An 18,317-nucleotide genomic window follows, 5' to 3' on the forward strand; every position below is an offset into this window, starting at 1 on the left:
ATGATAACACAAAACCGCGGTTTTACTCTGGAAAAACCTTAAAATTTACTTTAAGGTTTCTTTAAGGTTTCTCCGCTATACTATACCTATCCTAAATAGCGGTTCTCCCAAACCGCTGGGAATTGGCTCTTTTGGAGTTATTCCCTTTTCATAAATCTCCTGGACATGGTTGAAAAATCATGTCCTTCCCTTTTTAAGCCGCTAGCTCCCAATAGCGGCTTTTTTGTATTTTCTATTAAAAAATGAGTTTGAGAGATTCTCAAACTCATTTATTTTATGATAAATTTACTTTTTTCTTTAAAAAAGCTGATACTTCAGCAACTGCAAAGGAAAGAGCGTCCTCATTCGGGCTCATTTTAGGGTGGTGCAGAGCATATGGCGTGTCCACGCCTAGCCAGAACATGACACCAGGAATTTGGTGCAACAAATACCCGAAATCCTCTCCAGTCATGGCTGGTAGGCAGTCAATCAAGTTCACATTTTCCCTATTTCTAAAGAAATCCATAGCCTCCCGCGCTAATTCAGGATTGTTTTCAACAGGTAAATAGCCACCTTGTTTAAGATTGATATCAACTTCCATTCCAAAACTTGCTGCAACTCCCTTAGCTATCTCAGTAACACGTTTTTGGATGAGAAGACTCATATCTTGGGTCAAAGTGCGAATGGTACCATGCAGCTGCGCTGTTTCTGCAATGACATTATTCGTTGTCCCCGAATGAAATGACCCAAAAGTGACGACGCCACCTTGAATCGGGTCGACATTTCGACTGACAATTGTCTGCACTTGCGTGACAAAATAAGCTGCAGCAACCAAGGCGTCGTTTGCTTCATGTGGAAAAGCCGCATGACCACCTTTTCCTTTGAAAGTTATCAACACCTCACAAGTGCCTGCAAAAAGAGTCGAGGTATTTGTCGCGATATCCCCAACCTTAAAATCAGGTCGGACGTGTAGCCCGTAAAATTCATCTGGTTTCCACTCGCCAAATGCATTTTCTTGATACATGAGCATGCCACCCGCCTCATTTTCCTCAGCTGGTTGAAAAAGAAAGAGTAGATTGTTCTTTGGTTGTGTTTGCACCAATTCATCTAACAAGCCAAGTGCAACGGTCATGTGCATATCATGTCCACAGGCATGCATGCGCCCTTCGTGCTGACTAGAAAATGGTAAGCCAGTCTCTTCAACCACAGGAAGAGCATCGATATCAGTGCGCCAACCAATTGTTTTCTCAGGTGCATAACCCTCCAAAAAAACAAGAATACCAGTACGCCAAGTGCGCTGCTCCACAAAATCTCTTCCAGCTGTTATGTCTGCTATGCATTCTAAAAGGTAAGCTTGCGTTTTAAATTCTTCCAAGCCAATTTCTGGAATCTGGTGTAAATGACGACGAATGTTAATTAAATCTAAAGTCATATGTTTTCCTTTATTTGTGAAAAGCTTGAGAAAATTCTCAAGCCTTTGAATCTATTATTACAAATTGCGCAAAGCGTCTTCGAGTGCTGTTTTTTGTTGTGTTTTAGCATCAATTTCTTTGATGATACGAGCGGGAACGCCAGCCACAACAACATTTTCTGGAACATCTTTGGTAACAATAGCTCCCGCTGCTACGACAGAACCATTACCAACTTGGACACCTTCGATGACAACAGCATTGGCACCAACAAGGACATTATCCCCAATGCGCACTGGCTCTGCTGAAGCTGGTTCAATCACACCAGCAAGGACAGCTCCTGCACCGATATGGCTGTTTTTACCAACAATAGCACGCCCACCGAGAACAGCACCCATATCAATCATCGTACCTGCACCAATTTCAGCACCGATGTTAATAACTGCACCCATCATGACAACCGCATTATCATCAATAGTCACTTGATCACGAATAATGGCACCTGGTTCGATACGAGCGTTAATATGGCGTTTATCAAGCAATGGCACAGCTGAATTGCGACCGTCTTGTTCAACAACATAATCTTTATTTTCAATCAAGTTTGCCAAAAGCGGCTCAATATCTTTCCAGTCACCAAAAAGCACGTGGCCAAGCTTAATGACACTTTCTGGAACAGCTGCAGCAAGTTCACCTTCAAACGTTACTTTAACATTTGTCTTCTTCTCAGCATTCCCAATAAAAGCAATAATCTCTTGAGCCGTCATTTTTTGTGCAGTCATATTTAAGATACCAAGAGCGTTTCAAAGGCCTAGGAAAATCCTGATACAAAGACTTTCCAAGCCAAACACCCTACTCCTTCCAATTCAAAATTAGTTAATTGTATATTATTATAACAAATATTCAGAAAATTTGGAAAGAAATTTTATTAAAAAATCACTCAGCAAAAAACCGAGTGATTAGGTATTATTAAAATACAAAATAACTTTTATTCACCAGCTAATTCTGTAAATTCTCCATCAATATCTTCTACGTCTTTAGCCATCTTTTGTCTAAAGTCTCCTCTGTACTCATTAATTCCCGAAAAATCTTCTGAAATTTTTCCGTCCAATAAATCTACAAATGTATCGGCTAATTTATTTCCCATTGGTTTAAATGTCATATAAGTTAGACCACCAGAAATCACTCCACCAAGTACTGGAACTACTTTAGTAATTGATTTTCCAACACTTTGTTTCGTAATTTTAACTCCTATGGTACTGCCTATTTTCTTAACAAGCGGATACCACGCGGTTTTGGTTAAAGCTTGTTGTGTTACCTTCTTCCCAAGAGTTTTCCCAGCTGTTTTAGATATATTAGCAATTAGAGCAGATGAACCACTTGCCCCAAGCATAATACCTAGATAAGCGACAATACGAATTTGAGCTTCTTCTGGTAATTGATTATAATCTCCGCCAAATAAATCATCTTCACCAAATAAATAAGCTATTTGTTGTGATAGATTTAAAGCAAAACCAAAATATTGAATAATATCTGCTCCTCCGGATGCCAAAGCAGTAACTGGATTAGATGGAAGCCCAGTTACAAAAGAAGCTACTGAAGTTTTATTAGTAGCGTTATTTATGACTTTTTTAGCTCTTTTTCGTAAAGCTTGACTAGTAAAAACACTTTGAGGACCATCTTTTATAATATTCTCTAAGTACTTATCACCAGCAAATTCCTTTCTTAAAAACTCTTCTCGATTCACTTTTACAAAAGGTAACTGACTAGCTGCAGTAATTGTTTGAATCATTACCTCATACATTTGATTTTGGTCATTACTTGTCATGCCTAATCTCCATTTTCCTTAAAATTTCCACAACCATTATATATATAATTTTTGTCAATTAGTTTTTGGGAATTTTTTTCAAAAATTTGGGGGAAATTTTCGCACACAAAAAAGCCTCCTTTCGGAAGCTTTTTTATCTGTGTAGTGATGAATTAAAGACGTGCGTTCAATTCAGCTGACAAGTCTTCAAATCCTGGTTTACCAAGAAGAGCAAACATGTTTTTCTTGTATGCTTCTACACCTGGTTGGTTGAATGGGTTAACGGCGTTAAGGTAACCTGAAAGACCGATAGCCAATTCGAAGAAGTAGATTGTGTAACCAAGAGTGAATTCATCTTGTTGAGGAAGTGTCAAGAACATGTTAGGTACTCCACCGTCAGTGTGAGCAAGAAGTACACCATCAGTTGCTTTTTTGTTTACGAAGTCAACGTCTTTACCTTGAAGGTATCCAAGACCATCAAGATCTTCTGACAATTCAGGGATAACAACGTTTTTACGTGGTTTATCAACACGAACAACTGTTTCGAAGATGTTACGGTAACCTTCTTGGATGAATTGTCCAAGTGAGTGAAGGTCTGTTGAGAAGTTAGCAGATGTTGGGTAGATACCTTTTTGGTGTTTACCTTCTGATTCACCAGCTAATTGTTTCCACCATTCACCGAAGTATTGAAGTGATGGTTCGTAGTTAGCCAAGATTTCAGTGATGTAACCTTTACGGTAAAGTACGTTACGAACTGCAGCGTATTGGTAAGCGATGTTTTCTGAGATTTCAGCAGAAGTCAATTCTTTACGAGCAGCGTTAGCACCGTTCATAAGAGCTTCGATATCGATACCAGCAGCAGCGATTGGAAGAAGACCTACAGCAGTCAATACTGAGAAACGTCCACCAACGTTATCTGGAACAACAAATGTTTCCCAATCGTTAGCAACAGCTTCAACTTTAACAGCACCTTTAGCTTTATCTGTTGTAGCGTAGATACGTTTGTTAGCTTCTTCTTGACCGTATTTTTCAACTAGAAGTTCTTTGAAGACACGGAAAGCGATAGCTGGTTCAGTTGTAGTACCTGATTTAGAAATGATGTTAACAGAGAAATCTTTATCTTTAACATATTCAACAAGGTCTGCAAGGTAAGTTGAAGAAATTGAGTTACCAGCGTAAAGGATTTGAGGACCTTTACGATCTGCAGATGCTTGAAGGTTATAGAAGTGGTTGCTCAAGAAATCGATAGCAGCACGTGCTCCAAGGTATGAACCACCGATACCGATAACAACAAGAACTTCACTGTCTGATTGGATTTTAGCAGCAGCTTTTTGGATACGAGCAAATTCTTCTTTGTCGTAGTTTTCTGGAAGGTCTACCCAACCAAGGAAATCAGAACCAGGACCAGTACCTTTACGCAAATATTCGTCAGCAACGTTGACTTGTGTTTGCATGAAGTCGATTTCTTCTTGTTCGACGAATTGACCCAACAATTTTGAATAATCAAATTTAATATGTGTCATTACAAATACTCCTCAAAAAAAATTAAATTTCTCTTCTATATTACTCTTTTATGCGTTTTTTTTCAATCATTTTTGCTAAATAATCCCATATAATAAAGCGTTTCACAAGGGTTCGCCATCTTACTGAAAACTTTCATGAAATAATCATTTTTACATAGAAAATCACAACATTTTTGCATAAAATAGCATGTCTTAAGAACAAAAAAGAGCACACACCTACAATCGCTTAGGGCTGCTGGATTCCTCCCCTGACCCGCTTCACGCGCAGATGTTGCTCCGAAGAATATTATATCATAAAAATTGAATTATGCAAATCAGCAATTTTCCTTGGCAGCACGTTTAGCTGCTTTTTTCTTTTCACGATTTTTGCGGAAAAAATCTTGCATGATACCTGCACATTCAGCCTCGAGAATACCCGTCTCAACCTCCACACGGTGATTAAGACGAACATCAGTCAAAATGTCGTAAAGACTTCCAGCACCGCCAAATTTCTGATTGGCTGCTCCGTAAATCACTTGCGGAATGCGGGCAAGCCCAATCGCTCCGCTGCACATCACACATGGCTCGATAGTCACAAAAAGCGTGCTGTCTAGCAAACGCCAGTTGCCTTCGTTTTCATTGGCTTCGTTGATTGCCATGATTTCAGCGTGTAAAATAGCCTTCTGCTGCTCTTCACGTGCATTGTGACCACGTCCAATAATCTCACCATCTTTGACAATAACACAGCCAATTGGAATTTCTTTTTTTTCTAGCGATTTTTGCGCTTCCTTGAGCGCTTCTTGCATGAAAAACTCTTTTTCTTCCTGTGTAAATTCAGCCATTAGAGCTCCCCAATTTGCCATGATTTGTGAGGCTCTGCCAAATCAACAGGAATATCTGCAGCAAAACCTTGTGCTTCTTCTTTGAGCACTTGAAGATGATTTTCAGCAGAGATACCTTGTGGTGGAACTGGTGGTGTGTGTGTCAAAACAAGTGATTTCACACCTGCAGCTTTGGCAATTTGCCCTGCTTCTTTGGTTGTCAAATGCGCTGGGTGATTTTCATTTCCTGCATAAAGGTAAACATCTGCCAAGAAAAGGTCAGCACCTGCGGCGAATTTTTCCAAGCCATCAAAATAACCTGTATCACCAGTAAAGACAAGGGTTTGACCAGTAGCACGTTCTACGATACGAAAAGCGTAGCAAGGCACTGGGTGAACAGTTTTGATAAATGTAATATCAAATGGACCAATGTGTTCAACACCGTTGACATCATAAGCTCTACCTTCAGATACACCAGGCAAAGTCAACTTAGCAAATTCAGATTCATCTTCTTTATGCCCATAAATCGGCAAAACTTTCGGTGTCCAAAGGTGTTTTGGATAAAGTTGGAAATAATGGCGGAGCACGCCAAGATCCGCAATATGATCAGGATGATAGTGTGAAATAATCACCGCATCCAAATCCAGTGGACTGATTTCTTTTTCTAGTTCTGTAACAGCGCGGCTTCCACAATCCATAAGCAATTGAAAACCATCTTCACTTGTAACAAGATATGAAGTTGTTCCGCCGTCTTTGTAAGGGTATGCGCCCCAGCAACCAAGTGTTGTGAGTTTCATAGTAGACTCCTTCTCTAGTATTACTTACTCACATTATAACAAAAAATGAAATCTTTTTTCAAAAAGGTAAATCACTTAACACGCTACTTGAGACGGGATTAATTTATCTTTGAATTTATAGGCAATCGTTGCTGCGACAACTGATTTAATCGTATCTCCTGGAATAAAAGCTAGATTTGATAAAAGCGAAGCTACTAACGGTGTATGTGTGTAAACTGACAAATAAACCGCACCAACAACATCCACAAAAATCATGCCGCCAAGTAAAATGGCAATAAGATTTGCCACAAAGCTTGCCTTTTTAAAAATGGCTAAAATTCCTGAAATAACCATCGGTACAAACAACCAAGCAATAACATAACCAAGCGTTGGTCCAGCAAAAACAGCAAACAAAGTGCTACCTGAAAATGCTGGAATGAACATCCCTAAAAGATAAAATAAAAGAATCGACAAGGTTCCCTTTTTCCAACCCAATAAAATTCCAGCCAGCATAACTCCCAAATTTTGCAACACAATAGGAACTGGAATAAAGCCCAAAGGTATAGCAGGAATGAATCCCAAAATCACTAAAATCGTTGACATCATCGCAATGTAGAGCAAATCTCTCACGTTTTTCATAAACTACTCCTTAAAATAAATGGTCTCGTGCACCTGGCACTTCGGATTAAAGGCATGGCGACAATACGGACAAGCTCCCTTTTTATACTCAGCAAAAGTTAAAAATTGACGACAGCTCCCACAAATGACAGGCGCTTCATCTTCTTTTGACACTGGTTCAAAAGGGTGATTTTGCAACTGATTGTGACACCGATAGCAAGCAAAATATTCCTTACATTTATTGCATTTTAAGGCAACGACATCACACTTTGTATGATAATGCAGGCATCTTCCCTCACTATCAAGTCCAATTCCATAAATCATAATCATCACCAACCTTTTAACAAAGTTTACTACTTCATTCGTTTTTAGTCAACTTATTTTTATAATTAGGTTAACACTTTTTAAAAACTAACATCACTAAAACTAAAAAAGCCTAGAACATAACTGTTCTAGACTCTGTAGTTATTAGAAATTACGGTCGCTACGGTTGTAACCATAACGTTCGAAGAAATCTTCACGGAATTCCAAAAGATTGTCATCCATGATTGCCTGACGAACTTTTTTCATCAAGTTTACAAGGAAGTAAAGATTGTGGTAACTTGTCAAACGAAGACCAAATGTTTCATCAGCTTTAAGCAAGTGACGAATGTAAGCACGTGTGTAATTACGGCAAGTGTAGCAATCACAATCGTGATCAAGTGGTGTAAAGTCTTCAGCGTAAGCAGCATTTTTAACAACCAAACGACCTTCACTAGTCATACATGTTCCGTTACGAGCGATACGTGTTGGAAGGACGCAGTCAAACATATCGACACCACGGATAACACCATCAATCAAGCTATCTGGTGCACCAACTCCCATAAGGTAACGAGGTTTATTTTCTGGCAACATTGGCACTGTGAAATCAAGTACCGCATTCATTTCTTTGTGTGATTCACCAACAGCAAGACCACCAATTGAGTATCCTGGGAAGTCCATACTTACCAAATCATTTGCTGATTGACGACGAAGATCTTTGAAACCAGCACCTTGAACGATACCAAATAGACCTTGGTCATGTGGACGACGGTGTGCTTTCAAACCACGTTCAGCCCAGCGGCTAGTACGTTCAATTGATTTTTTAACGTAATCATATGGTTGATAAAATTGTGGACATTCATCAAAGCTCATCATGATATCTGAACCCAAATTATTTTGGATTGAGATGGCTTTTTCTGGAGACAAGAACATTTTTTGACCGTTAAGGTGGTTTTTAAATGTTACCCCTTCTTCAGTGATATTACGTGACTCAGCCAATGAGTAAACTTGGAAACCACCGCTATCTGTTAAAATAGCTTGGTCCCAGTTCATGAATTTGTGAAGACCGCCAGCGCGAGCGATTAATTCATCACCAGGACGCAACCATAGGTGGTAAGTATTTGACAAAATGATACCTGAACCCATTTCTTTGAGTTCTTCTGGTGATTGTGTCTTAACTGTGGCTTGTGTTCCAACAGGCATGAACATTGGTGTTGGAAATGTGCCGTGTGGTGTGATAATTTCACCCAGACGAGCACCTGTGTGTTTTTCTTTCTTAATTAAACGATATTTAATCGGATAATCTGTCATCTTTTTTCTCCTTGCTATCACAAAAAACAGTTGTGGGCATTTTTATTATCGTCATGATTAAACAGTAATCAGACTGAGAAAATCTGAAAAAACTTCCAGATTTTTACAATGCATTGCTTAAATAGCGCAACCTTTACGATTTTACCAAAAATCACATTTTTTGTCATGTTTACCTCTTATCGTGTGACTTCTCTAATACAAGGTGATATAATGAAAGCGTGGAAGTAATACATTTTACGGAATTTTTAAGGAGGTTCATATTATGAAAGCTTCAGAAACTCGTCAAAAAGCTAGAGAATTTTTGAAAACTCTCTCTGGTAAGTACCAATTGTTTCTTGTTTCTATCATTTTAGCTATTTTAACAATTTCAATTAGCTATACAGAAACATATCATATTAATGGTACTACAGTTAATGCTACTGTATCTGTTCCAGGTATTGTTTCAATTCTATCAGCATTATTCCTTGCTTCAGCAAGTTACGCCGTGCTTGATGTTATTCGCCACAAACGCGACCATGTTGAAGTAGGAGATAACATGCGTGTTTTCTCAAATGAAATATTTGGAAAATATGTAGTAACTGCTATTGTCAAATGGGTATTCCTATTCCTATGGTCTTTAATCGGTATTGTAGGTTCTATCATTTTTGTTGCAGGAGTTGCAGCAACTACTTCAAATAATTCTAACGGTGGCATCTTGGTCACTATCATTGGATTTGTTCTTATGATTGCAGGTTTTGCTCTTTCAATCATCAAACAATACTCATATAGCATGACAACATACGTCCTTTATGACGCTGTTCAAAATGGCACTTATGAAGGTCCACGTAGTGTTATCAACAAGAGTACAGAATTAATGGCTGGCAACAAATGGCGCCTATTCTGTCTACAATTTAGTTTCATCGGTTGGTACATTTTAACTGCACTAACTTGTGGATTGCTTTACTTCTACACATTACCATATACAACTACAGCAGAACTCTTCTTCTACGAAGATTTAATTGCTAAAACTGAATAAATGAAATAAACCCCAGCTTAGCTGGGGTTTTTTGTGTACAAAAAAGAAGATGTTAAGACACCTTCTTTTTATTTCTCTTCACGATAAGCCATGAATGGTTCGCCAGCTGCTCTGAGCTTTTCTTGGCAATTTGGGCAAATACCGTAAGCAGTCAACTGAACCTTGGTAATCATGTAACCAGTTTGTTCATAGGCTTCTTTACCGATGTCAATAGCGTCCACATCCATAAAGTCTGCAATATCACCACAACATTTACAAACAATATTAATATGCTGATGTCCCATAAAGTCATAGTAAGTTGTTGTGTCGTTAGTCACTTTCAACTCAGCAACAAAGCCTTCTTCGACAAGGACTTTCATGTTGTTGTAAACCGTCGCTAAACTCATATTTGGATGTTTTGGCAACAAGTCTTTATATATCTTTTCAGCACTTGGGTGCTCATGACTATTTATGATATAAGCAATAATGGCTTTACGAGTCTCCGTAATACGAATGTGCTTTTTCCTGAGATGCTCAATGACATTTTCATAGGCATCCAAAGGACGGTGATGGGTATGAATGTCCATTATGGCTCTCCTGTTCTATTTATTTAAAATCATTATAACATAGTTTAATTTTTGCATGTCTTGACACGCTCATTCATTTTATTATAAAAATCTGACGATTTCAAGTTTTCATAGCAAATCTTCACTTTTTTAACAGGGAAAGCCACAATTTCAGTATTTTCATGACAACAAAAATGAGAAAATCCATTTTGAAAGGATCTTCTCATTTTCAATATTATTTACAAATTTTGATATTCAATCTTGATGCACTTGTTCATGACAATTTTGTCACGTCCTGCGGCTTGTAAGATGTCAGCCGCTTCTTGGCTTTCTAGACCTAGCTGAGCCCAAAAAATATCAGCATCCGTTTCGATAAAATCTTTGGCAACTTCTGGGAGAAACTCACTTCGTCTGAAAACATCAACGATATCAACGTGAACGGGAATGTCTTGGAGTCTAGCATAAGCCGTCTCACCAAGCACCTTCTCACCCGCTAAACGTGGGTTAACTGGGATAATGGTGTAACCAGCTTCTTGCATGATTTTTGAAACACCGTAAGCTGGACTATTTTCACGCTTGGAAAGTCCCACAACAGCGATTGTTTTGGCACTTTTTAAATAATCAGCAATCACATCTTGGCTAGGATTTTGAAAAGTCGTCATTATGGCAACCTCCTTTTATAAGGTTTTTCTTAAGTATATCATACTTGATATTAAAACGAGGCGATAAAGCTTATCACCTCGTTTTGCTATTATTTTGCTTCGTACCATGTTTGTCCAGCACTTTCGTCTGCCACTAGTGGGACTGAAAGTTCAATGGCTGATTCCATGGTTTCTTTGACTAATTTTTCAATAGCTTCTAGCTCGTCTTTTGGCACTTCAAGGATGATTTCATCGTGCACTTGTAGAAGCATTTTTGTCTTGAATTTCCCTTCAACTAAAGCTTTATCAAGGTTAATCATAGCAATTTTGAGAATGTCGGCTGCGCTACCTTGAATTGGCGAGTTAATGGCTGTACGCTCAGCAAATTGACGCACATTGAAGTTACGAGCATTGATATCTGGCAATTCACGACGACGGTGGAAGAGCGTTTCAACATAACCTTTATCTTTAGCATCACGCACCACGCGCTCCATGTAGTCTTTAATACCTGGATAGCGTTCGAAGTAAGTCTCGATGTATTGTTTAGCTACTTTACGTGGAATACCCAAGTTATTAGCAAGACCATAGTCTGAAATACCGTAAACAATACCGAAGTTTACTGCTTTTGCGTTACGACGGTCATTTGGTGTGACGTCTTCTGGTTTTTCAATGCCAAAGACACGCATGGCTGTTGATGTATGAATGTCTGCTCCTTCACGGAAAGCTGCAATCAAATGTTCATCATTTGAAATGTGAGCAAGCACGCGCAACTCGATTTGTGAGTAGTCGGAACTTAGGAGAACTTCGTCTGCTGTTTCTGGGACAAATGCCTTACGAATCAAGCGACCTTGTTCCAAACGCACTGGAATATTTTGCAAGTTAGGGTCAACACTAGACAAACGTCCTGTTTGCGTCAAATCTTGCAAATAGCGAGTATGAATCTTGCCATCTTTCAAGATGAAATCTTGCAAACCAACGATATAAGTTGATTGGAGTTTTGCGATTTGGCGGTATTCCAAAATCTTAGATACGATTGGTGAGATTGGCGCCAAGCGTTCCAAAACATCAACTGCTGTTGAGTAACCAGTCTTGGTTTTCTTAGTGTAGCTCGTTGGCAATTGCATCTTTTCAAAGAGCAACTCACCCAATTGTTTTGGCGAGTTAATGTTAAATTCCATACCAGCAAGGTCATAGATTTCTTGTGTCAAGTTGTCAATGACTGCTTGGTTGGCTTTTTCCATTTCTTGGAGCGTTTCTTTTTTAACTGAAATACCTGCAATTTCCATCTTAGCAAGAACATTTGCTAACGGTTGTTCCATGTCAAAAAGAAGGCTTGCTTGTTGATGCTCTGTCAACTTATCTAGCATGACTTTTTCAGAATGGTTCAAAACCACAATCTTACGCGCTAAATGGCTGAGCAGCACAGCTTTTTCTGGAACAGCACGCTTAACACCCTTACCATAAACAGCTTCATCGCTATCAAGAACATACTCTGTATACAAACGAGCAATGGTTGATAGTTCATTATCATCAACGGTTGATAAGAGGTATTTTGCTAAGCGACTGTCGAATGCTGGCGCTGGCAAATCAATACCTAAATGGCTAAGAAGTACTTTGCTACGTTTGAAATCGTAAGTTTTGATTGGTTTAGCTAGCGCTGCTTTAAACAAATCATCTTTCAGAAGTTCAAGATTTGTTGAGGCATAGATAGCCTTATCATTTCCCCAAGCAAACCCGATGATACTTTCAACGTGATAATTATCACCCAAGATTTCAAAATAGAAAAATTGGTCATCAGTGAACATGTCTGCACTCAAACTGTCCACTTCAGTGTAGGTCACATCAAATTTTTCTTGTTTCTTCGCAGCACCGAGATTATCTTTGAACTGTTTGAAGCCCATTTCATCATAAAATGGCACAAGTTTTTCCAAGTCAGGTCCAGTGTAGTCGATATCATCTAAACCAATCGCAATTGGAGCAGTGATATTGATTGTCGCCAAAGTCTTAGACAAGAAAGCTTGTTCTTTATCGTTAATCAAGTTTTCTTTCATCTTAGATTTCTTCATGCCGTCGATGTTTTCATAAACACCTTCAAGACTGCCATACTCTAAGAGAAGTTTAAGACCTGTCTTTTCACCGACCTTAGTAACACCTGGAATGTTATCAGATTTATCACCCATGAGGGCTTTTAGGTCAATAAATTGTTTTGGCGTGATGCCCATTTTTTCCATGAGATAAGCTGGAGTGAATTCTTCAAACTCAGCGACACCTTTTTTAGAAATCTCAACGGTTGTGTTGTTATCCGCAAGTTGGATAAGGTCTTTATCTCCGCTGACGATAGTTACATCATATTCATCTTCGTTCTCTGCTAATTTATCCAAAGTTCCGATGATGTCATCAGCTTCATAGTTTTCCAACTCATACCAGTTAATTCCGAGTGCTGTCAGCATTTCACGGATATATGGTAACTGCTCACGGAATTCATCTGGTGTTTTGGCACGACCAGCTTTGTAATCTTTGTACATTTCTGTACGGAAAGTTGTCTTACCAGCATCAAAAGCAACCAAAACATGCGTTGGCTGAATTCTTTCTAATAAGTGATTGAGCATAAGGTGAAAGCCGTAAATGGCATTTGTATGAAGACCTGCTCGGTTTTTAAAGCGATCAATCTGATTATACAGTGCAAAAAAGGCACGATACGCTACGGATGACCCGTCGATTAATAATAATTTTTTCTTGTTTTCCATGGCTTTATTATAACATATATTGACCACATCTGATTTTTAAGAGATTAATTCTTTTACTTAAGATTCATTTAAGCAAGTCTCCTTATACTATACTCATTCCTAAAAACTTTCACAGCTAGCATTGCTAGCTTGCATTCACCCGAAACCTCCCAAAACAACTGGGTGGATGCATCCTTTTTCATAATCTCCTTAAAGTCTAGCCACCTCGGCTAGGCTTTTTGAAATGGAAAAAACTCAATTATAAAAAACATGTTAGTATCGCAGTCATACTAACATGTTTTTTTAGTTTTTATAAATAGCTAAGAATTGTGTCAAAATACGCTTGGCAGCAACCTCAAGACCACTTGCTTGATTCGATAAACACCAATCAAATACACACCCTTTAATGATAATGCAAATATCTGAGCTCAATTGAAAACTATCAACATTTTTGAGGAACTCATTTTGTTTTTTTAAATTATCTATTAATGACTGGCATTCTGCCATAACAGTACCTTCGATAAATTTTCCGTCAGTTTCTCCTAAATATTTAGACAGAGCTTGATTTGTACCAGAATAAAACTCTCTCATTACGCCTTTCCCTAATCTTTCATACTGCTCAAGTAATGGAAGATATAGAAGAAATACCGCTTGGCTTAGGTCTTTCACACTAGCATAATTATCAGTCTTAGGCAATGATTGTGTCAAATAAAATCCTAATAAATCATCCTTATCTTTAAAGTGATAATAAAAAGTTCCTGTCGACAATTCCGCGAATTGGCACACTCCGCGTACTGTTACTTTTTTTCCCTGACTTATTAAATTTTCTGTTGCTTGTAATAGCTGAAAACGGCTATGTTCTGCTTTTTCAGCTTCAGATTTTAATGGACGTCCTCTTCTCATAAATTTTCCTCCAAATTTTTTAGGCTTTTATACTTGACATTATATCGAACACGTTCTATAATATCAAATATATTTTATAGAACATGTTCTATTTTAAAAAAGGAGGAAAACTTTGAATACAACTTTAAACATTACCTATTGGTCTGATTTTTCATGCCCTTACTGCTACATTGGGGAAACTCGACTAAAAAAAGCCATTTCAAACTTAGGCCTTACTGATTCAGTTACCCTTACTCCAAAAGCATTTCGACTTGATCCAGATGCTCCCCTAAAATCAATTGGTCCTACTCAAGAACGTTTTGCTAAAAAATATCGCATTTCTTACGAACAAGCTGGCCAACAAATCGAACACATTGCAGAACTCGGTCGTAAAGAAGGTCTTGATTTCAATTATGCTAGTACTTTATTTACTAATAACATGGATGCACACCGCCTTATTAAAATGGCACAAGCTACAAATCCTAGCTTAGTTGACACATTGCAAGAAACTCTATTTGCTGCTTATTTCTCAGAAAATAAAGAACTTGCAGATCGCAAAGTTCTCCTAGATATCGCAAATAAAGTTGGTCTTGATAGCGATGAAGTAAATGCTATGCTTGATAGCGATGATTACAAAGAACTTGTCCGCAAAGAAGAACACGCTGCTTACCAATTAGGTGTTCGCGGAGTACCATTCTTCCTTATTGGTGATGAAATTGTAGTGGCTGGTGCTCAAACACAAGAAGGTTTTGAACGTGCTTTGCAACAAATGGTTCTTAAAAATTCTTCTAACGAAACTGGATTTTGTGGTCCCGAAGGTTGCCGCATTTAAGAAATAACATTATGATACGTATACTCCCTGTAACTGACTATTTTCAAGTAAATACTTATTTTATCATTGATGAAACGACCCGCTCAGGATTTTTAATAGATCCTGGTGCTCAAGCTGACCTTATTTTAAAAATTATTAAAGAAAACAAGTGGAACATTGAGAAAATCTTATTAACTCATGGTCATTTTGATCACACAGGTGCAGTCGAAAAAATTCAAAACGCCCTAAATATCCCAGCTTATGCCAGTAAAAAGGCTGACAACTATTTATTAAACCCTATGCTCAATCTGTCAAAGCTCTGTGTTGGTGACCGAATTCTAGAAAATATTAATAAAATTGACACTCCTATTATTACGTTAAATACATCCGATATACATTGTAAAATACTAGAAACTCCCGGGCACTCACAAGACTCTCTCAGTTATTATTTTCCACAAGAAAATGCTGTTATCGTAGGTGATCTTTTTTACCAACACGGTCTAGGTTTAACTCATTTCCCAGGCAGCGACATTAACCAATTAAAAGAAAGTATAAAAATGCTGCTGTCTAAACTCCCAGATGAAACGATTATCTACTCTGGTCACTCAACACCTATTACTATATTTCAACAAAAGCAAAAATTAGCTTTAAAAGGCTACGATTTCTTTCATAATGTTTAAACCAAAAAGCTACTGAACTTAAAATTCAGTAGCTTTTTTAGTTATAATCCATTCAACAGAAGCATTAAAATTGGAATAACAACCATGGTTAAAATGGTTGATTCGGTTACCATGATTGCTGCATAATCACTGTCTGCACCGTAAAGTTTTGCAACAACTGGGGCATTTGTCATGACTGGCATAGCTGACTGAATGATGAAGACTTCTTTCATCAGCTGGGGCATTTGAGCATTTTTAACGATTAATATCATCAAAAGCGGAGCGACTACAAAACGTCCAACAAGTACTAAGACATTGTCTTGTGTGAAACGCAAGCGTGATAGTCCTGCATTTGCTACCGAAATCCCGATAAAAATCATCGACAAAGGAATCGTCAGATTTCCCAGATATTGAAAATCACTGAGCAAGAAAGCTGGTAATTTGATGTTCAGAAGGACTAAAATCACGCCAATAATAAATCCCATAAGTGGCGGAGAAAAGATTTTCTTTAATGTGCCTCGAAAATCAAGCACAACTTCTTTGCGTCCATCTTTTTGAATCAAATACGTTCCAATCGTCCAAAAGAATGTGGTGTTGCACATGTAGTAAACCAAGACATACGGAATGCTTTTATCCCCAAAAAGCGCTTGGTTAATTGGCAAACCAACAAAAATCGTATTGGAATTAAAAAACATGGAAACAAATAATCCTCTGTGCTTTTCATCAATCAAAAACAATTGAGCAACTGCCATAGCAATAGCAAGTAAAATCACCATTGAAATTGCTGGAAAACGCAGCTGGGGCAACATTTCAAGCATTTCTTTTGCCGTGAAACGTCCGACAATCGTTGATATCATGTAACAAGGAAGAGCTACTTGCGTCACTAACTTAGCTATCAAATTTGGTGCTTTGTCGTCAAACCATCCTTTTTTGGTCAAAACATAACCGACCATAACCATGACTAAAATAATTAAAACACCCGAAAAACTGCTCACAAACCGTGTCATTGCTCACTTTCCTTTTCACCTTTTTGTTTCAGTATAGCATATTTTTAACGCTTTCTTAAACACTTTTAGTAATATTATTTATTCTAGCAAAAAAGCCTGAGAACTTTCATCTCAGGCTCTTCATCTATTCAATATTATTCATCATTTTCTGAATCGAAAACTTGCTCTACGTGGTCATGAATATCTTCTTTGATTTCTTTTGTTTCAACAACTGACTCTTCACCTAATTGTTGATATTCTACTTTATCTTTCTTAGTAAATTTCTTATCATCGTCATATTTTTTAGAAATCAAGGAAATCATGCGGCGACGCAGATGTTTTTCATCTTGGACATTACTCTTTTCACGAATCCAAGCTTGTAAAAGGACAAGTAGCATAACCATGCCGATATAACCAAGTACTGGATACATGATAGATACCAGTTGTTTAAATCCAAGAAATGACAAACCAAATCCAGTTACAACAAAGATAATCATATAACGTCTAAACTGTTTTTCACCTTTATTTTCTGAGAAACGTTTGGCAAGAGCGTAGTAAAGACTAAATGCTGTGTTAAAAATCAAGGCAAAGACGACAAGGGCATAAGCCAAAGCAAACCATGGGTGAATATCATTGGCAAGAACCAACATTGGAATATCTGCAGAAGCGATTTTTCCAACGCTAACGAATAAAACAAGTGATGTCACTGCTATAATCAAACCAACAATAGCTCCACCAAGCGTTCCACCTTTTTCAGCAACACCAATTCGAATGATTGAACCTCCAAGTACAAATGCCATCGACACACCTGTCATAACACAAAGAGCAAAGTAGTTAATCACTGACAGCCAGATGTTTGGCATATTTGTCGGCAAGGTTTTAGCTACTGCATTTAACTGTGAAAAATCAAATGATTGTCCCCAAAATGTATGCACTGCTATAATCAAAACCATGACAATAACAATCGGTGTAAAAATCCCAATAATCTGAGTAATTTTTTCAAAATCAAGAAAACTAACAAAAATTACAAGGAGGGCACAGATTAAAGCACCTAACCAAGTTGGCAATCCAAATTGCTGATTGAGGTTTGAACCTGCCCCTGCTATCATGACAAATCCAATCACATAACAAGAAACTATTAAGGCAATATCCAAAATCCAATTGGTTATAGGGTGCGCTATTTTAGATAGAACTTCTGAGTGGTCATTTGAGCGATAATAACTTCCGAAAGTAACGATAATGCGTCCAAAAACAGCATTTAATATGCCCAGAACGACAACTCCAATCATTCCCCAAGTACCGAATCCGACAAAATATTGCATCAAATCCTGACCTGAAGAAAGTCCTGCACCAACGATAACACCAACATAAGCCAGTGCAATTGATAAAATTCGTTTAATCATTTTTCCTCCTCTATTAATTATCCAACATTAAATAGATTAACAAAAACAAATTAACACAACGTTACTTTTGTAACATGGCTATAACAAGCATTATTTTTATATGAATTATTTCACAGTTACATTTTAACA

The 18,317-nt window shown here is 37.9% G+C and carries 18 protein-coding genes and 1 other RNA gene; 3 read left to right on the plus strand and 16 right to left on the minus strand.

The genetic code is table 11. From position 1 onward, the window contains the following. Positions 1–274: 274 nt before the first annotated feature. The 10 genes from ACNTMY_RS08845 to tgt form a co-directional block, all read right to left on the minus strand. The gene (locus ACNTMY_RS08845; RefSeq protein WP_423216166.1) at positions 275–1,411 is read right to left on the minus strand and encodes an N-acetyldiaminopimelate deacetylase; all 1,137 of its coding nucleotides are present in this window, start codon (positions 1,409–1,411) and stop codon (positions 275–277) included. 57 nt (positions 1,412–1,468) lie between these two features. Beyond that, positions 1,469–2,167: a 2,3,4,5-tetrahydropyridine-2,6-dicarboxylate N-acetyltransferase gene (gene dapD, locus ACNTMY_RS08850; RefSeq protein ID WP_423216167.1), complete on the minus strand. Its 699-nt coding sequence runs from the start codon at positions 2,165–2,167 to the stop codon at positions 1,469–1,471. 206 nt (positions 2,168–2,373) lie between these two features. After that, positions 2,374–3,213, minus strand: a complete 840-nt coding sequence (locus tag ACNTMY_RS08855) for a hypothetical protein (RefSeq protein ID WP_423216168.1) — start codon at positions 3,211–3,213, stop codon at positions 2,374–2,376. Between the two features lie 152 nt (positions 3,214–3,365). Next, positions 3,366–4,715 (minus strand): glucose-6-phosphate isomerase, encoded by a 1,350-nt coding sequence (locus ACNTMY_RS08860; RefSeq protein WP_074480136.1) that lies wholly within the window; start codon positions 4,713–4,715, stop codon positions 3,366–3,368. A gap of 197 nt (positions 4,716–4,912) precedes the next feature. After that, positions 4,913–4,998, minus strand: an RNA gene (ffs, locus tag ACNTMY_RS08865) — signal recognition particle sRNA small type. Positions 4,999–5,029: 31 nt separating this feature from the next. Further along, entirely contained in the window at positions 5,030–5,536 is a 507-nt protein-coding gene (gene tadA, locus ACNTMY_RS08870) for a tRNA adenosine(34) deaminase TadA (RefSeq protein WP_423216169.1), read from the minus strand. After that, positions 5,536–6,312, minus strand: a complete 777-nt coding sequence (locus ACNTMY_RS08875; RefSeq protein ID WP_423216170.1) for an MBL fold metallo-hydrolase — start codon at positions 6,310–6,312, stop codon at positions 5,536–5,538. Before ACNTMY_RS08875 ends, tadA begins: the two co-directional genes overlap by 1 nt. 75 nt (positions 6,313–6,387) lie before the next feature. Beyond that, positions 6,388–6,930 (minus strand): biotin transporter BioY, encoded by a 543-nt coding sequence (locus ACNTMY_RS08880; protein ID WP_423216171.1) that lies wholly within the window; start codon positions 6,928–6,930, stop codon positions 6,388–6,390. A gap of 3 nt (positions 6,931–6,933) precedes the next feature. Then, positions 6,934–7,239, minus strand: a complete 306-nt coding sequence (locus tag ACNTMY_RS08885) for a CHY zinc finger protein (RefSeq protein ID WP_423216172.1) — start codon at positions 7,237–7,239, stop codon at positions 6,934–6,936. Between the two features lie 138 nt (positions 7,240–7,377). After that, positions 7,378–8,520: a tRNA guanosine(34) transglycosylase Tgt gene (gene tgt, locus ACNTMY_RS08890; protein ID WP_021143249.1), complete on the minus strand. Its 1,143-nt coding sequence runs from the start codon at positions 8,518–8,520 to the stop codon at positions 7,378–7,380. Between the two features lie 262 nt (positions 8,521–8,782). On the opposite strand from tgt, the gene ACNTMY_RS08895 reads away from it, so the two are divergent. Then, positions 8,783–9,535 (plus strand): DUF975 family protein, encoded by a 753-nt coding sequence (locus tag ACNTMY_RS08895; protein ID WP_423216173.1) that lies wholly within the window; start codon positions 8,783–8,785, stop codon positions 9,533–9,535. A gap of 68 nt (positions 9,536–9,603) precedes the next feature. On the opposite strand, the gene perR is transcribed toward ACNTMY_RS08895, so the two are convergent. The 4 genes from perR to ACNTMY_RS08915 form a co-directional block, all read right to left on the minus strand. Further along, the gene (perR, locus tag ACNTMY_RS08900) at positions 9,604–10,101 is read right to left on the minus strand and encodes a peroxide-responsive transcriptional repressor PerR (protein ID WP_074566916.1); all 498 of its coding nucleotides are present in this window, start codon (positions 10,099–10,101) and stop codon (positions 9,604–9,606) included. Positions 10,102–10,319: 218 nt separating this feature from the next. Beyond that, positions 10,320–10,742 carry a CoA-binding protein gene (locus ACNTMY_RS08905; protein WP_423216174.1) on the minus strand — a complete coding sequence of 141 codons (423 nt, stop codon included), beginning with the start codon at positions 10,740–10,742 and terminating at the stop codon, positions 10,320–10,322. A gap of 89 nt (positions 10,743–10,831) precedes the next feature. After that, complete coding sequence (polA, locus tag ACNTMY_RS08910) at positions 10,832–13,468, minus strand: DNA polymerase I (RefSeq protein WP_423216175.1); 2,637 nt, start codon at positions 13,466–13,468, stop codon at positions 10,832–10,834. Positions 13,469–13,750: 282 nt separating this feature from the next. Next, positions 13,751–14,350 (minus strand): TetR/AcrR family transcriptional regulator, encoded by a 600-nt coding sequence (locus ACNTMY_RS08915; RefSeq protein ID WP_423216176.1) that lies wholly within the window; start codon positions 14,348–14,350, stop codon positions 13,751–13,753. Between the two features lie 112 nt (positions 14,351–14,462). Between ACNTMY_RS08915 and ACNTMY_RS08920 the strand changes: the two genes are divergently transcribed. Next, entirely contained in the window at positions 14,463–15,161 is a 699-nt protein-coding gene (locus ACNTMY_RS08920; RefSeq protein ID WP_423216177.1) for a DsbA family oxidoreductase, read from the plus strand. 11 nt (positions 15,162–15,172) lie between these two features. Further along, positions 15,173–15,820, plus strand: coding sequence for an MBL fold metallo-hydrolase (locus ACNTMY_RS08925; protein ID WP_074566920.1), 648 nt, complete (start codon positions 15,173–15,175; stop codon positions 15,818–15,820). Between the two features lie 41 nt (positions 15,821–15,861). Here ACNTMY_RS08925 and ACNTMY_RS08930 read toward each other — a convergent pair whose 3' ends face one another. Both ACNTMY_RS08930 and ACNTMY_RS08935 read right to left on the minus strand, forming a co-directional pair. Further along, positions 15,862–16,806 (minus strand): AEC family transporter, encoded by a 945-nt coding sequence (locus tag ACNTMY_RS08930; protein WP_423216178.1) that lies wholly within the window; start codon positions 16,804–16,806, stop codon positions 15,862–15,864. A gap of 134 nt (positions 16,807–16,940) precedes the next feature. Then, positions 16,941–18,188: a hypothetical protein gene (locus ACNTMY_RS08935; RefSeq protein WP_423216179.1), complete on the minus strand. Its 1,248-nt coding sequence runs from the start codon at positions 18,186–18,188 to the stop codon at positions 16,941–16,943. Positions 18,189–18,317 lie beyond the last annotated feature (129 nt).

This window comes from Streptococcus equinus, from assembly GCF_049393735.1.
In the GTDB taxonomy this organism is placed as follows: Bacteria; Bacillota; Bacilli; order Lactobacillales; family Streptococcaceae; genus Streptococcus; species Streptococcus equinus_G.

Coding starts and splice junctions, on each gene's coding strand:
- ACNTMY_RS08845 (WP_423216166.1), bottom strand. CDS start 1,411: ATGACTTTAGATTTAATTAACATTCGTCGTCATTTACACCAGATTCCA.
- dapD (WP_423216167.1), bottom strand. CDS start 2,167: ATGACTGCACAAAAAATGACGGCTCAAGAGATTATTGCTTTTATTGGG.
- ACNTMY_RS08855 (WP_423216168.1), bottom strand. CDS start 3,213: ATGACAAGTAATGACCAAAATCAAATGTATGAGGTAATGATTCAAACA.
- ACNTMY_RS08860 (WP_074480136.1), bottom strand. CDS start 4,715: ATGACACATATTAAATTTGATTATTCAAAATTGTTGGGTCAATTCGTC.
- tadA (WP_423216169.1), bottom strand. CDS start 5,536: ATGGCTGAATTTACACAGGAAGAAAAAGAGTTTTTCATGCAAGAAGCG.
- ACNTMY_RS08875 (WP_423216170.1), bottom strand. CDS start 6,312: ATGAAACTCACAACACTTGGTTGCTGGGGCGCATACCCTTACAAAGAC.
- ACNTMY_RS08880 (WP_423216171.1), bottom strand. CDS start 6,930: ATGAAAAACGTGAGAGATTTGCTCTACATTGCGATGATGTCAACGATT.
- ACNTMY_RS08885 (WP_423216172.1), bottom strand. CDS start 7,239: ATGATTATGATTTATGGAATTGGACTTGATAGTGAGGGAAGATGCCTG.
- tgt (WP_021143249.1), bottom strand. CDS start 8,520: ATGACAGATTATCCGATTAAATATCGTTTAATTAAGAAAGAAAAACAC.
- ACNTMY_RS08895 (WP_423216173.1), top strand. CDS start 8,783: ATGAAAGCTTCAGAAACTCGTCAAAAAGCTAGAGAATTTTTGAAAACT.
- perR (WP_074566916.1), bottom strand. CDS start 10,101: ATGGACATTCATACCCATCACCGTCCTTTGGATGCCTATGAAAATGTC.
- ACNTMY_RS08905 (WP_423216174.1), bottom strand. CDS start 10,742: ATGACGACTTTTCAAAATCCTAGCCAAGATGTGATTGCTGATTATTTA.
- polA (WP_423216175.1), bottom strand. CDS start 13,468: ATGGAAAACAAGAAAAAATTATTATTAATCGACGGGTCATCCGTAGCG.
- ACNTMY_RS08915 (WP_423216176.1), bottom strand. CDS start 14,350: ATGAGAAGAGGACGTCCATTAAAATCTGAAGCTGAAAAAGCAGAACAT.
- ACNTMY_RS08925 (WP_074566920.1), top strand. CDS start 15,173: ATGATACGTATACTCCCTGTAACTGACTATTTTCAAGTAAATACTTAT.
- ACNTMY_RS08930 (WP_423216178.1), bottom strand. CDS start 16,806: ATGACACGGTTTGTGAGCAGTTTTTCGGGTGTTTTAATTATTTTAGTC.
- ACNTMY_RS08935 (WP_423216179.1), bottom strand. CDS start 18,188: ATGATTAAACGAATTTTATCAATTGCACTGGCTTATGTTGGTGTTATC.